Source organism: Idiomarina sp. (assembly GCF_048265525.1).
Lineage (GTDB): Bacteria > Pseudomonadota > Gammaproteobacteria > Enterobacterales > Alteromonadaceae > Idiomarina.
The window spans coordinates 303,495-314,896 of sequence record NZ_JBLXBI010000002.1 but is presented as its reverse complement, the minus strand read 5'-3'; the positions used below and the strand labels follow the sequence as shown (position 1 = coordinate 314,896).

The window sequence follows — 11,402 nt, the reverse complement described above, 5'->3', positions numbered from 1 at the left end:
ACCCCAGATACGCTTCGTGTGGTAACACCAATCTTTCTGACTTTTGAGGAGTAGAAATTCATTGTGCTTTTATTTATTAATGGAAATTGATTAGATACTATCAGTTAGCAATAGAACTTACACTCCAGCTGCCATTTCAGGTAGCGTCGTGACAATTCCAGCACAACCCGCAACTGATTCACACGGGCCGGGCCTATGCCGTTGCAAGCCAATAGCTGCTCAGGTGTAGCTGTTAGCAAGGCGCCTACACCGCCAAAGTCACTTAGTAAACGACGCGCAAAACTGACAACGTCCTGCCCGCCACTGCCGCTACCAAGTAAAATAGCTAATAATTCTGCGTCACTCAGGTATTCTGCCCCCTGGGTCTGCAGTTTTTCTCTCGGTCGTTCCGAAACGGGCCATTCCTTGACGCTCATTCTTTTCTCCTTAATTCTTACCTTAATTCTTAAGAGAGAAGTATAACGACCATCTACCCAGTTACGGGGTCTCATGTTATCTTTACACGACTTAACACTAAGGGGTTCGCATGGCACAGCTGCAGAACAAACACATACTTTTAGGTATTACCGGTGGCATTGCCGCCTATAAGGCGCCTGACCTGGTGCGCCGTTTGCGTGAGCAGGGCGCAGAAGTTCGTGTGGTGCTGACTGCCGGTGCTAAAGCCTTCGTAACCCCACTTAGCTTACAAGCTGTGTCCGGCTTTACGGTCAGCGACGACCTGCTGGATCCCACAGCAGAAGCCGCTATGGGCCATATTGAACTGGCTCGCTGGGCGGATCTTATTCTTATTGCTCCGGCAACGGCTAACACTATTGCCCGTATTGCTCACGGCTTTGCCGATGACCTGTTGAGTACCCTGGTTTTAGCCAGTAAAGCACCGCTAGCTATTGCTCCGGCAATGAATCAGCAAATGTGGGCGGCTACTGCGGTGCAGGAAAACATTGAAACGCTACTGAGCCGTGGCGTGCAAATGATAGGCCCGGAAAGTGGCGAACAGGCCTGTGGCGATGTCGGTTACGGCCGCATGAGTGACCCTACAGAGATTGTGCAGGCGTTAATAAAAAAAGCCCCTGAAGCCAAGCAAGATTGGCAGGGTAAAACCTTTGTGATTACCGCAGGCCCGACCCGTGAAGCCATCGACCCCGTGCGCTACATCAGTAACCACAGTTCCGGTAAGATGGGGTATGCCCTGGCTGAAGCTGCTGCACATGCAGGGGCTAAAGTCATTTTAGTATCGGGGCCAACGCAACTGCCCACGCCCGCTGGTGTTCAACGCGTTGATGTGGAGACTACCGAACAAATGCTAAACGCGGTACAACAGCAACTGCCAAACTGCGATGTGTTTATTGGCTGTGCTGCCGTGTCGGACTATAGAGTTGCTGAGGTTGCCTCGCAGAAAATTAAAAAAGAACAAAACAACCAGCCACCGCAACTCAAACTGGTGCAAAACCCGGACATTCTGCAGCAGGTAGCCAGCTCTGAAAAACCACCTTTTACCGTTGGGTTTGCGGCCGAAACTGAAAACCTAAAAGCCAACGCGCTACGTAAACTGGAACGAAAACAACTGCAAATGATTGTCGCTAACGACGTCAGTCAGGTTGGGCTGGGTTTTAACAGCGACAGCAATAACGCCATTATTTTGAGTAAGGACAGTGAGCAGTCACTTCCAACAATGAGCAAGCATGATATGGCTATTGCAATTATCGACGCGATAGCCAAACGTTATTTTAATACTACAGCTCCTTAATTCAGGGCTAATTAATAAGAAAGTGAGAACTCCATGACGCAAGTCGAAGTAAAAATTTTAGATGACCGCATTGGCCAGTCTATTCCGCTTCCTGAATACGCCACACAGGGCTCTGCCGGAATGGATCTGCGCGCCTGCCTGGATCAGCCGTTAACCATTGAGCCAGGACAAACTCAGTTAATAGGCACCGGTATTGCCATGTACATTGGCGACCCGAATTATGCGGCCACTATTTTACCGCGTTCAGGGCTGGGCCATAAGCACGGTCTGGTGCTGGGTAACCTGGTCGGTCTTATCGACTCGGACTATCAGGGCGAGCTTAAAGTGTCCTGCTGGAACCGCAGTAACCAGGCTTACACCATTGAGCCCGGCGACCGTATCGCGCAACTAGTGATTTTGCCGGTTGTGCAGGCGCAAATGTCGATTGTTGAAGAGTTCCACGAGACGGATCGTGGTGAAGGTGGTTTTGGTCATTCTGGTCGTTCGTAGTTACAGCAACTAATCATTCTGGCCTCTCAAATAAGGAAAGTTACTGTCATGGCAGAACAAAAACGTAACCGTCGTGAAGAAATTTTACAGGCTTTAGCGGCAATGCTGGAAACCAGCCCGGGTCAGCGCATTACTACAGCAAAACTGGCGGCTAATTTAGGCGTTTCAGAGGCGGCTTTATATCGTCACTTTCCGTCGAAAGCGCGGATGTTTGAAGGGCTTATCGAGTTTGTTGAAGACACCCTGCTAACCCGTATTAATATGATTATGGACGAGGAGAAAAACACCCTCTCCCGCTGTCACGCAATATTGCAACTGTTGCTGACGTTTGCCGAGCGTAACCCCGGTATTACCCGTGTTATGACAGGTGATGCATTAATGGGTGAGCATGATCGCTTACGGGGCCGTATGGAAGACTTGTTCAACCGTATAGAGAGTTCAATTAAGCAAATACTGCGCGAGAAAGCGATGCGCGAACAGCAGCGCTTTATTGTGGACGAAGCGGTATTAGCGAACTTATTGCTAAGCTATGCCGATGGCAAAATCAGCCAGTTTGTACGCTCTAACTTTAAGCGTTTACCGACCGAGCATTTCTCGGCTCAGTGGCAGGTAATGGAACAACAGCTGGTTAGTTCGTAGGTACGTGCGTAAATAAAGGCGTAAAACAGGTCACTGTAAACAGATCACTCCGTTTTACGCTCACGGCTTAATAAATCAATAGCGGCCTGTTGCGGTTCTTTACCTTCATAAAGGACCGCATATATCTGCTCACAGATGGGCATTTCCACTTCGTTGCGCGCTGCTAAAGCAACCACTTCACGGGTATTACGGTAGCCTTCAACCGATTGCCCGATACTCTTCAGCGCTTCTTCAACTCCTTTGCCCTGACCTAAAGCCATGCCAAAACGGCGATTACGCGACTGATTGTCGGTACAGGTAAGAATTAAATCGCCCAAACCGGCCATACCAGTAAAGGTTTCGCTTTTTGCGCCTAACTTCAGACCTAACCGGGTGAGTTCAGCCAACCCGCGGGTAATAAGCGCCGTGCGGGCGTTAGCACCAAAGCCAATACCGTCGGCCATACCAGCACCAATGGCTATGACATTTTTAACCACGCCACCCAGTTGCACGCCAATAAAGTCGTTGTTGGTGTAAACCCGGAAAGAGCGGTCACAATGCAGAAGCCCGGAAAGCTCTTCGACAAAGGCCTGATCAGTTGACGACATAGAAATGGCAGTAGGTAAGCCTTTAGCCATTTCAATAGCAAAAGTGGGGCCGGATAACACCGCTAACGGATGCTCGTCGCCCAGAGTTTCTTCTGCGACTTCGTACAAAAGACGCCCACTGTCCGGCTCTAACCCTTTGGTTGCCCAGGCAACGCGGGCATGTTCCGCTAACAAAGGTTTTGCCTGCTTCAGCATAGACGAGAACGAGTGGCTGGGAACTACGACCACCACGTTTTTCACGTCTTTAAGGGCTTCGCCTAAGTCGGCAGTAACCTTTAATGATTCCGGAAACGGGCACGCAGGCAGATACTCTTCGTTTTCATGAGCCGTCTGCATAACGGCAACTTTATCGGCATCCCGCCCCCACAAGGTAGTAGGAATACCTTTGCGGGCAAAACAAATAGCAAGGGCGGTCCCGTAAGAGCCCGCCCCTAATACTGTCACCTGAGGTGTCTGCATTATTGTATCTGCTTACGCGTCTGCAGTTTGCTGACCCTGAGCCTGTTCAGCTTGCTGCTGCATATGACGCTGGAAAATCGCATCAAAGTTAACAGGAGCCAGGTTCAACTGTGGGAAAGTCGCACGGTTAACAAGGTTTGAAACGCACTCACGAGCGTAAGGGAACAAAATGTTCGGGCAGAATGAACCCAGCATGTGCGCCAACTGGCCTTCCTGAACCTCTTCACCAATAGTGAAAATACCAGCCTGATGTACTTCACAAAGGAAAGCAACGTCGTCTTCAACTTTGTTGGTTGCCGTCAGAGTCAGTACCACTTCGTAAACACCGTCTTCAATTTTTTCGTGTTTAACGTTCAGGTCTAATTTAAGGTCAGGCTTCCATTCTTTACGGAAAATAGCCGGAGAGCTTGGAGTTTCGAAAGAGATGTCTTTAGCGTAGATACGCTGAATAGCGAATTGTACTTGCTGCTGTTGGTTTTCAGCTGCTGCGCCGTTTGCTTGCTGTTCTTCAGCCATGATTTTACTTCCTATTCTTTTTTAAGTATTAGACGAATTTTATTATTTTTTCTGCGAAACCGGCAATTTGGCGCTGCGCCATGTGTTCATACCACCTTGCAGCACAGCAACTTGAGTAAAGCCTTCAGCCGTTAGCTGGCTAACTGCCGATTTTGCCGTCATTCCTGTTGCACAGACTATCACAATGGGGGCTTCTTTGAACTTTTCAATAGAGGAAAGTTCTTTTTGTTTAATTTTTTCCATCGGTAATGACACCGATCCGTGAATGTGTCCTTTCTTAAATTCATCCGGACTACGAATATCAACAAAAACGCCATCACCGCGGTTTACCCATACCGTGGCCTCTTGCGGTTCTAAGTTTTTTGTCGGTGACATAGCCGAGCGAATCGAGGTCACAATCAGTGCGACTAGCAGCACGACCCAGATACCACTCATCATCGGGTTGCTTTTGACAAATTCCATAATTTCTTGCATAAGACCTACCAGTATTCGTCGGTAACAGAAAAGAGTTGCGGGTCAAGAGTATACCTGTACAAATCGCAGTTTCCAGAAAAATCTTGGGTGGATGCGTAAGCTCTGGAAATCGAGTAGAATGTTGGCTAATTTCATCTGTGAAAACACCGAGCAATGAGGCCCATTATGACTCCTACGATAAAACCTTTGGTATTGTTGATTCTGGACGGCTGGGGTTACCGTGAAGATGCACCCGATAATGCAATAGCCAAAGCGAATACTCCGGTTATGGATCGTTTATGGGAAAAGTACCCGCATTGTTTGGTCGATGGCTCCGGCGGAGCAGTCGGTTTACCGGATGGCCAGATGGGTAATTCCGAAGTGGGTCACGTTAATTTAGGTGCCGGTCGCATCGTTTATCAGGACTTCACCCGCATTAGCAAAGCCATTTCTGATCGCAGTTTTTACGGCAACTCTGTACTTTGCGACGCCCTGAAAAAAACCAAAGCAGCTAAGGGCGCAGTTCATATTATGGGGTTACTCTCTGCCGGCGGTGTTCACAGCCATGAAGACCACCTTATTGCCATGATTGAAATGGCCGTGGAAGAAGGTGCAGAAGACGTTTACCTACATGCTTTCTTAGATGGGCGGGATACACCGCCAAAGTCGGCACTGCCTTCCATTGAACGTTTTGAAGCTTTATTTGCACGTCTGGGCAAAGGTCGTTTCGCCACCTTAAGTGGTCGCTTCTACGCCATGGACAGGGACAAACGTTGGGAGCGCATTGAACAGTCTTACAAAGCCGTTTATCACGGTCATTCGGGCGTTACTTCGGCTAATGCGACCGATGCTGTAGAAGATGCCTATGAACGAGGTGAGACTGACGAATTTGTCACGCCGGTAGTTATTGGCCAGCCTGCGCCAATTGCTAATGGTGACTCCGTATTCTTTATGAACTTCCGTGCTGACCGCGCCCGTGAAATGACCCAGGCCTTCGTCGATAATGACTTTGACGGCTTTGATCGCGGCCCGCACGCTGACATCAGTGAATTCGTTATGCTAACCCAATATGCCGATACCTTAGAAGCACCCAGCGCCTTCCCACCCGAGCCTTTGAATAATGTTCTGGGTGAATGGCTGGCTAAGCATGATAAAACTCAACTGCGTATTTCCGAGACAGAAAAATACGCACACGTTACTTTCTTTTTCAGTGGCGGACGCGAGCAGGAATTTGAAGGCGAGAAGCGTGTCCTTATTCCTTCCCCTAAAGTTAAAACCTACGATTTACAGCCAGAAATGAGCTCAGAACAACTTACCGATGAGTTAGTTGCAGCCATTGAGTCTCAAGCCTTTGACGTAGTCATCTGCAACTACCCGAACGGTGACATGGTTGGACATACTGGTAACTTTGATGCCGCCGTTAAAGCTTGTGAAGCCGTTGACCACAGTGTTGGCCGAGTGGTTTCGGCATTAGAGGCCGTTGGTGGTGAATGTCTGATAACGGCGGATCATGGCAACGCAGAGCAAATGAGCGATGCCACGACCGGGCAGGCACATACAGCTCATACTAACGAGCTTGTACCTTTCATTTATGTGGGCCGGCCGGCTAAAGCAAAAAACGGACGTTTATCTGACGTTGCCCCAACCATATTGCACTTAATTGGCATGGAGCAGCCGGACGAAATGACCGGTACTTCGCTAATGACTTTAGAACAGGATTAACTTATGCCAATAAGGCTGTTTTGGGTAGTGGCGCTGGGGCTGGTTTTTATCAGCCCCAGTTTAGCGCAGGACTATAGCGAAGATGATAAAGCCTCAACTCAAGCCGAAATTGCAGCTGTTAAAGAGGAACTGTCTAAGCGTTTGCAGGCTATAGAAGAGCGAAGCAGCGCACTAAACTCAACAGAACGACAACTGCGTGATCTGGAAATAAGAACCTCCGAAATAGCCGGTTCTTTACGTCAGACCGAAATCGAATTTAAAGAAATTAATACAGCAATAGCTGACTCAGAACAACGCCGCGAAGAGCTTAAGCAAAAACAAAAGCAGCAGATGACACAACTGGAAGATCAACTGGTTTCCGCTTATATGAACGGTAATCACGACTTTCTGAAAATGCTGTTAAATCAACAAGACCCCGGCCAATTTGAAAGAATGCTGAGCTATTACCAATACATGAATGCCGCCAGAGTTGATGAAATTGAGGTTATTCGGCGCACTCAGAAAGAAATTGCCACGCTGACAGAACAGCTTAAGCAGCAACAAAGCCAATTAGCCAGCTTACAGGAAGAACAGCAAAAGCAACGCGCACAGCTGGAACAGCAACAACACCGACAAGAAGAGAAGTTAGCAGAGCTGCAACAACAGCAACGTAAAGACCGGTCACGGGTGAATCAGCTGGAACAAAGCCGGGAGCAATTAGAGCAGGTATTAAGTGCCATTGAAACCGCGCTGGCTCAGCAAAAAGATGTTCGTCTGGTAGGCCTGCAGGCAGTCAAAAACCAACTTCGCTGGCCAAGTGACGGAGACGTGAAACGTGTATTCGGGCAACGCCGGGAAGGCCCTGTTAACTGGAAGGGCGTACTCATTGAAGGACAAAACGGACAATCCGTTCGTTCTATTGCCAATGGGCGTGTGGTATATGCAGACTGGCTGCGAGGCTTTGGTTTAGTCATCGTTATTGACCACGGTGAAAGTTATATGAGCTTGTATGGTCACAACCAGACATTAACAAAAGTGGTTGGTGATAAAGTGCGTAAAGACGAAGAAATTGCACTGATGGGTCAGTCTGGCTCACGCAATAGCGCGGCACTCTACTTTGAAATTCGCCACCAGGGGCTTCCACAAAACCCAAGTAACTGGATACGCTAATGTTAAGGTTTGTGCTAGCTTTGGGGTTATTGCTGTGTCTGGCGGCTCCAGTCTACGCCTCTAAAATTGCCATTGTTATCGATGATATAGGCAATAATAGAAACGATTTAAAAGCAGCCCTGTTACCCGGCAATATCAGTTTCGCGGTGCTGCCCTATACCCCTTATGCCCGCGCTTTTGCTTTACGTGCTCATCATCAGAAAAAACAGATATTACTGCATATGCCAATGGAAGCCGTTGAAAATAACCGCCCGGGTCCCGGAGTGGTTACGGCGGATATGAACAATGCGCAGATAAAACTGCAACTGGTCAATGCCCTGGACTCGATACCTTATGTTACTGGCGTCAATAACCATATGGGGAGTAAACTGACCCAGCTACAAGTGCCCATGCAGGCGGTGATGGAGACACTGGCGGCACGCAAACTCTTTTTTATTGATAGCCGGACATCTGAGTTCAGCGTTGCAGAACAAATGGCGGGAGAATTTGGCGTACGAACATCACATCGGCATGTGTTTCTTGATAACCAGGTTGATGAGCCCTATTTACGGCAGCAATTTAAGCAACTGTTGAGTATAGCCAAACGTCAGGGACAAGCCATAGGCATTGGCCATCCGTATCCGGAAACCCTGAGCTTTCTGCAAAAGCAACTACCACAATTACAAGAGCAGGGTATTGAGTTGGTATTCGTATCTGAGTTAACCACTGTGGCTAACCGCAATGGGTATCTTCTTCCAGTGACGTCAGCAAAATAAGCGCCTCTTCGCGAGTTTCACCACAAACATAGTCATCGGCAGAAAACTCGCCACACACTTTCGGCCGCTCTGGCTTCCCGAATAAACGACACAAATTATCATCATCGAGTTGAACACAACGCACACCCGCCGGTTTGCCCTTAGGCATACCGGGGATGGGAGAACTAATTGAGGGGGCTATGCAGCAAGCACCGCAACCAATGCGGCACTTCATTTAGCTCATTGCGAGACGAAGTTTCTTCATCGCGTTTTGTTCAAGTTGGCGAACACGCTCTGCCGAGACTTCGTATTTTGCTGCCAAGTCATGCAGCGTAGTTTTGTCTTCCGATAACCAGCGAGACTGGACGATATCCTGACTGCGTTCGTCTAAATGACTCATTGCACCCAGCAACTTCTGCTGTGTATGGCTTTCGTAGTCTTCGGCTTCAATTTCTGCGGCTAAGTCGGAACGCTTGTCTTCCAAATACATCGCCGGAGAATAGGCACTGCCCTCTTTCGAGTCATCGTCGTCTGAACTCAGTTCAAACGCTTGATCGTGGGCGCTCATGCGAGTTTCCATTTCCAGCACTTCTTTAGTACTGACACCCAACTCATTAGCTACCGTTTCAACTTCTTTCTGGCTAAACCAACCTAAACGCTTTTTCATTTTACGCAGGTTAAAGAACAACTTACGCTGTGCTTTAGTGGTTGCCACTTTAACAACGCGCCAGTTACGCAGCACGTATTCATGAATTTCTGCTTTTATCCAGTGAACAGCAAAAGACACCAGACGCACACCAACTGATGGGTCAAAGCGTTTCACGGCCTTCATTAGACCAATATTGCCTTCCTGAATTAAATCGGCTTGCGGCAGACCATAACCCGAATAACTACGAGCTACGTGTACCACAAAACGGAGATGCGACATGATGAGTTCTTTCGCTGCATCAAGGTCACTGTTCTCGTATAATCTTGTTGCCAACGCCTTTTCTTTTTCGGCGGTGAGCATAGGAATACGGTTGACTGACTGAATATAGCCGTCGAGTCCTGCCCCTTGGGGAACCGATAATGCCATAGTGTTTAATTCAGTGCTCATTTAACAACCTCTACTTAAAATACCGACTTAATTACTGCTTTTTCAGTCAGTTTTTAAGACCCTTTTTGAGTCTAAAAGTTCCATTATGATCATTGCAGATCAGGTAATTCAGTATAACTAAGCCTATGGCTTTCGCAACCCCATTTTATTCAGGTTCTATGCTTTGTATATGACGTCTTACAGCTAAGTAAGAACCTGCTAAACCTAATCCCACAGCGACCAACCATATAATCAACAGCTCGCCTAACGTCAGACCATTTAATTGGAAAGGCGTTTCGTAAAGTTCAGTTAAATCTACTACGGCACTCTCGACCCACCAGATCAGTAACGCGGTTGCCAACCAGGCAACCAGTCCGCCAATAATTCCGTACCAGACTCCGGTGTATAAAAAAGGACGCTGAATAAAAGCGTTAGTCGCGCCGACCAGTTTCATCACCATAATTTCGTCACGTTTGGACAGTATATTTAACCGAATCGTGTTCCCTACAATAAGCACCACCGACAAACACAGCACCACAGCCAGCGCTCCAAGAATATCTTCAATTAAATTGAGAATTCCCTGTAGTCGGTTAAGCCATTCCAGGTCCATTTTCGCGTAAGCGACTTCGCGCTGTTTTTCCAGCCGGTTGAGCAATTCCTCGGCTCGCTGCGGTGAGCGATGCGACTCAGCCGGAATAACCACCAACACGTCCGGCAGCGGGTTTGATGACAGGTAATCCAGTGTTTCACCAAAGCCTGACTCTTTCTTAAACTCTTCCAACCCCTGTTCTTTGGGAATAAGGCGCACTGACTCAACACCTTCAGAGAGTTCCGTTTGCGTTTTTAATGTGTCGACTTCAGATTGCTGCAGATCTTTCCTTAAAAACAAGGTAACTTCAGAGGCTTCCTGCCAGTTATCGGCAATACTGGTGGTATTTTTGACTAACACGTAAAGCGATGATGGTAGCGTCAGGCTCAGCCCCAGTACCGCCATGGTCATAAAAGAAGCAAAAGGGTTACGCCACAATTCGCCTAAACTCGCAATGGCCTGCTGGGCATGATGCACAGGAACCATAATGAGTCGACGCCACCAGGGTAAGCGCCCGCGATTACTGGCACCTTTTTCAATGCTGCGGTTGCGGAACAATAAACTCATAGTTCACTGTCCTCCAGCCCATCGTTAATCATACGCCCGTCTTTTAAGGTTAGCGTGCGGTAGCGTAAGCGCGCAATGAGACCTAAATCGTGGGTTGCAATGAGGACAGCAACACCCACTTTATTAAATTCTTCAAACAGCCGGATAATTTCCATCGACAACTTAGGATCGAGGTTACCGGTGGGCTCATCAGCCAATAGCAAAGGCGGTTTGGTAACAATAGCGCGGGCAATACCCACTCGTTGCTGCTCACCACCGGACAGCATTTTCGGATAGTGTTTTACTTTGTCGGCTATACCCACTTTCTCCAGCGCAGCCACAACACGTTTGCGCGCTTCCTGAACACTGTAGCCTTCAATAATCAGCGGCAGAGCCACATTATCGAACACGGTTTTATCCATCAACAAGCGGTGATCCTGAAAAATCATGCCGATATCGCGACGCACATAAGGCACTTGCGAGGGCTTAATTTTTCGCAAATCGTGTCCATTAATCAGCACCCGGCCTGCGGTTGGTCTTTCCATTAAACTGATGAGTTTGAGCAAGGTACTTTTACCCGCGCCGGAATGACCCGTTAAAAAAGCCATTTCACCGGGCTCTACGTGGAAGTCGACATGGCTTAGCGCCTGATGGCCTCCACGATAGGTTTTACTGACTTGCTCAAAGCGGATCATGA

Annotated in this window: 13 protein-coding genes and 1 pseudogene; 6 read left to right on the top strand and 8 right to left on the bottom strand. The window is 48.2% G+C overall.

What is annotated here, in order from left to right:
- Positions 1–122: 122 nt before the first annotated feature.
- Positions 123–416: pseudogene (locus ACN0TF_RS06960) on the bottom strand (UPF0758 domain-containing protein); the annotation flags it as partial.
- 110 nt (positions 417–526) lie between these two features.
- On the opposite strand from ACN0TF_RS06960, the gene coaBC reads away from it, so the two are divergent.
- Genes coaBC through slmA form a run of 3 tightly spaced genes read left to right on the top strand, consistent with a single transcriptional unit; the run spans position 527 to position 2,875 of the window.
- The gene (coaBC, locus tag ACN0TF_RS06955) at positions 527–1,747 is read left to right on the top strand and encodes a bifunctional phosphopantothenoylcysteine decarboxylase/phosphopantothenate--cysteine ligase CoaBC (protein WP_417441315.1); all 1,221 of its coding nucleotides are present in this window, start codon (positions 527–529) and stop codon (positions 1,745–1,747) included.
- A 33-nt stretch (positions 1,748–1,780) separates the two neighbouring features.
- On the top strand, positions 1,781–2,236 hold the full coding sequence (dut, locus tag ACN0TF_RS06950; protein ID WP_011233501.1) for a dUTP diphosphatase: 456 nt from the start codon (positions 1,781–1,783) through the stop codon (positions 2,234–2,236).
- Positions 2,237–2,284: 48 nt separating this feature from the next.
- On the top strand, positions 2,285–2,875 hold the full coding sequence (gene slmA, locus ACN0TF_RS06945; RefSeq protein ID WP_253616944.1) for a nucleoid occlusion factor SlmA: 591 nt from the start codon (positions 2,285–2,287) through the stop codon (positions 2,873–2,875).
- A gap of 44 nt (positions 2,876–2,919) precedes the next feature.
- Here the strand turns inward: slmA and gpsA are convergent, their stop codons facing one another.
- Genes gpsA through ACN0TF_RS06930 form a run of 3 tightly spaced genes read right to left on the bottom strand, consistent with a single transcriptional unit; the run spans position 2,920 to position 4,911 of the window.
- Positions 2,920–3,921 (bottom strand): NAD(P)H-dependent glycerol-3-phosphate dehydrogenase, encoded by a 1,002-nt coding sequence (gpsA, locus tag ACN0TF_RS06940; protein WP_011233499.1) that lies wholly within the window; start codon positions 3,919–3,921, stop codon positions 2,920–2,922.
- A gap of 12 nt (positions 3,922–3,933) precedes the next feature.
- Positions 3,934–4,437 (bottom strand): protein-export chaperone SecB, encoded by a 504-nt coding sequence (secB, locus tag ACN0TF_RS06935; protein ID WP_317498166.1) that lies wholly within the window; start codon positions 4,435–4,437, stop codon positions 3,934–3,936.
- A gap of 42 nt (positions 4,438–4,479) precedes the next feature.
- Positions 4,480–4,911: a rhodanese-like domain-containing protein gene (locus tag ACN0TF_RS06930; RefSeq protein WP_110013027.1), complete on the bottom strand. Its 432-nt coding sequence runs from the start codon at positions 4,909–4,911 to the stop codon at positions 4,480–4,482.
- A gap of 165 nt (positions 4,912–5,076) precedes the next feature.
- On the opposite strand from ACN0TF_RS06930, the gene gpmI reads away from it, so the two are divergent.
- From gpmI to ACN0TF_RS06915, 3 genes are read left to right on the top strand one after another with little or no spacing between them, the layout of a single operon-like run.
- Positions 5,077–6,612, top strand: coding sequence for a 2,3-bisphosphoglycerate-independent phosphoglycerate mutase (gene gpmI, locus ACN0TF_RS06925; protein ID WP_417441314.1), 1,536 nt, complete (start codon positions 5,077–5,079; stop codon positions 6,610–6,612).
- A gap of 3 nt (positions 6,613–6,615) precedes the next feature.
- A complete protein-coding gene (locus tag ACN0TF_RS06920) occupies positions 6,616–7,761 on the top strand; it encodes a murein hydrolase activator EnvC family protein (protein ID WP_417441313.1) in 1,146 nt (381 codons plus the stop codon).
- On the top strand, positions 7,761–8,516 hold the full coding sequence (locus ACN0TF_RS06915) for a divergent polysaccharide deacetylase family protein (protein ID WP_417441312.1): 756 nt from the start codon (positions 7,761–7,763) through the stop codon (positions 8,514–8,516). Before ACN0TF_RS06920 ends, ACN0TF_RS06915 begins: the two co-directional genes overlap by 1 nt.
- Here ACN0TF_RS06915 and ACN0TF_RS06910 read toward each other — a convergent pair.
- The 4 genes from ACN0TF_RS06910 to ftsE form a co-directional block, all read right to left on the bottom strand.
- Positions 8,473–8,730 carry a YkgJ family cysteine cluster protein gene (locus ACN0TF_RS06910; protein ID WP_317498162.1) on the bottom strand — a complete coding sequence of 86 codons (258 nt, stop codon included), beginning with the start codon at positions 8,728–8,730 and terminating at the stop codon, positions 8,473–8,475. The two genes, ACN0TF_RS06915 and ACN0TF_RS06910, sit on opposite strands and share 44 nt — an antisense overlap.
- Positions 8,731–9,591 carry an RNA polymerase sigma factor RpoH gene (gene rpoH, locus ACN0TF_RS06905; RefSeq protein WP_034818946.1) on the bottom strand — a complete coding sequence of 287 codons (861 nt, stop codon included), beginning with the start codon at positions 9,589–9,591 and terminating at the stop codon, positions 8,731–8,733.
- A 145-nt stretch (positions 9,592–9,736) separates the two neighbouring features.
- Positions 9,737–10,726, bottom strand: a complete 990-nt coding sequence (gene ftsX, locus ACN0TF_RS06900) for a permease-like cell division protein FtsX (protein WP_253616956.1) — start codon at positions 10,724–10,726, stop codon at positions 9,737–9,739.
- Positions 10,723–11,400: a cell division ATP-binding protein FtsE gene (ftsE, locus tag ACN0TF_RS06895; RefSeq protein WP_011233490.1), complete on the bottom strand. Its 678-nt coding sequence runs from the start codon at positions 11,398–11,400 to the stop codon at positions 10,723–10,725. Before ftsE ends, ftsX begins: the two co-directional genes overlap by 4 nt.
- Between the last annotated feature and the right edge of the window lie 2 nt (positions 11,401–11,402).